General features: G+C 60.4%; 3 protein-coding genes. 2 read left to right on the top strand and 1 reads right to left on the bottom strand.

The genetic code is table 11. The features are described 5' to 3' along the window. Positions 1–284: 284 nt before the first annotated feature. Entirely contained in the window at positions 285–1,445 is a 1,161-nt protein-coding gene (locus D9V29_RS03945; RefSeq protein ID WP_121672040.1) for a DUF1963 domain-containing protein, read from the top strand. A 57-nt stretch (positions 1,446–1,502) separates the two neighbouring features. Here D9V29_RS03945 and D9V29_RS03940 read toward each other — a convergent pair whose 3' ends face one another. Then, the gene (locus D9V29_RS03940; RefSeq protein WP_121672039.1) at positions 1,503–1,775 is read right to left on the bottom strand and encodes a hypothetical protein; all 273 of its coding nucleotides are present in this window, start codon (positions 1,773–1,775) and stop codon (positions 1,503–1,505) included. A gap of 256 nt (positions 1,776–2,031) precedes the next feature. Here D9V29_RS03940 and D9V29_RS03935 point away from each other — a divergent pair. After that, positions 2,032–2,233: helix-turn-helix domain-containing protein (locus tag D9V29_RS03935; RefSeq protein WP_147436218.1), on the top strand; the 202-nt coding region annotated here is incomplete at its 3' end.

Here is a 2,233-nt window from a genome sequence, read left to right as displayed (position 1 = left end):
CAGGATGCGCTGGAGGTTGCTCATGGGGTCATCTTTCGGTTCGGCTGGGCTTCTAGTGTGCACGGGTGCGCCTGAGCAAAGCCTCACAGCGAACCTCGCCGTCAGTGGCTTTCCAGCAAGATTTCATCCACCAATTGAAAGGGCAGCATGAAACACGGGTTAAGTCTGTCCCGTAAGGCGTTCCGCTTACAGGTGCGCGGACGGGATCAGTGTGACCGATACGATTCGGGGGTGCTGCTTCTCCAAGTTGCAGGTGGGCAGACCATAGAAGATGGAGTCACGTCGTGAGTTTTGACCTTCGCTCAATCGACGTGCCGGCGTGGCACAAGGTGCTCGATATCGATGCGCAGAAACGTGCGCTGGGCGACGACATCCTGGCGATCCCGGTTGGCAAATGGAACCGGCTCATGGACCGCCTCCACGTCGCCACTGATCAAGCGGTTCGGGAACCTGAGGTTCTGGACCGACTGCGTGCTGCTGTTCCAGACATCACCGATCCCACCGATCGAGAGCTCGTCTACCAGGCGATCGCACCCTTCGTGGTGTGGGACGCGGAGGAAATCGAAACGGTAAGGAATGACCCCCGCGTCGCCTTGACAGCCGAGGAACTTCTAGGGGCGCCTGCCGTGTACCTGACCGAGAACCCCGCAGGAGAGCCCGAGGACATCTACGCGGGGGACGTCAAGACTGCGGGGGAGCCCGAGGAGCGCTATCGCAATCTATCCCGCGTCGGAGGTACGCCCACACGCGTCGCCGAATCGCAACTACCCGACGACGCCTTCCTACTTCAGATCGACTTCCGAGGTATCGCGAATGACGGGTCCGAGGACCCGCCCCGGCTTCGGTTACTCGAGAGCCACGGTGTCCCGCTCGACGGGTTGCTCCAGGTGTTCCACACCACGACGGGTGACTCCCGCCTCGATCCGGACATACCCGGTGGTGGAGCGACGCTCCGGTATCTGCCGGAACTCAGCCTCGCGCAGCGCTTGTCTCTGAATCTGGATGCGGAGTGTGCGGTTTATCCGCCGTCACGAGCTCGTGCGAGCTTTGGGCTCAGTTTCAGGAACGGACCGGTCAGTACCGAGCGCTCCGACGAAACGGTGATGGATCTGCAACGCCTCGCCGACATTTGGGCACGAAGCGGCAGCTTCACGGAACAATTCGAGTCGGATACTGACCCGTTTTCGGCGACCGAATTGCCGGTGACGCGGATGTTCGGGGTACAGAGCTACGACTTCGACCTGCCCGATGAGGATATCGACCTGCTCAACCGTGAGCTCCCGCTCGCGCGGGACGATCAACACATCCTGCTACTCAATATCACCGGCGAGCACAGCTTCGACACGGTATTCGGTGACTGCGGACGACTCGAAATTTGGATCCGCGACTCGGACCTCCGCGCCGCGCGATTCAATTCCGTGGTCTCCTTTATCCGCAGCACATAGGCGACGACCGCTACGGGTGGCGTTAGCGATCAAGTGAGCGATCCGGAGGCGTCGCGCTCACCGTCCGACGTCGTTGTCCTTGTTCATCAGCCTGCCGTATCGGTTCCTCCCGTCGCTCTCGACTCGGGTTCCCCTGATGCCCATGACGCTGCCGGTGATCACTAGCACAACACCAACTCCAACCGGGGATGTGATTAGAGGCCCGTATGAAACATTGATGATGTTGAAGGAGTCCAGTAGGTACGCACCCACGCCGAAGGCGATCGAAGCAATTCCCAGAACGGCAAGCCACCACCCCGACATGCCTTTGGCTTCGTCAGATTTCGCCATTGGGACTCCATTTCGCAGGTTTCCGTCAGCGTAACGCGCGTTGAGACCGCCATCAGCTCGCAGTCCGGCACACTGGTCTGGCATACGACCATGAGTAGTCGACGAGCTAGAAATTCGTTCCCCTAGATGTACTGCCCAGGGAGGTTGGTTGAATCGGTGTGACGACTCGCTGTAGTTGCTGCGAATGAGGTGAGGACCTCCGGTTGCAGAGTGGGAGTTGCTTAGACAAACACTCTTCACAGCCAGGAGGTCCTCGATGTCCCACGCTAATGCTGCTCTCACTCCACGCCAACGACTTCGAGTGGCGCGGCTGATCGTTGATGACGGTTGGCCGGTGTCACAGGCCGCGAAAGCGTTCAACTGCTCCTGGCCGACCGCGAGCCGATGGGCCGAACGATACGCCGCGATGGGCGAGGCGGGCATGCAGGACCGGTCCTCCCGGCCGCATCGAATCCCGA

This window comes from Mycetocola manganoxydans, from assembly GCF_003667545.1.
GTDB lineage: Bacteria > Actinomycetota > Actinomycetes > Actinomycetales > Microbacteriaceae > Mycetocola_A > Mycetocola_A manganoxydans.
The sequence above is the reverse complement of the archived record's forward strand: the minus strand, read 5'-3'. Positions and strand labels throughout refer to the sequence as shown.

Bases quoted from the DNA above. Each gene is read 5' to 3' on its own strand.
- D9V29_RS03940 (WP_121672039.1), bottom strand. From the start codon at position 1,775: ATGGCGAAATCTGACGAAGCCAAAGGCATGTCGGGGTGGTGGCTTGCC.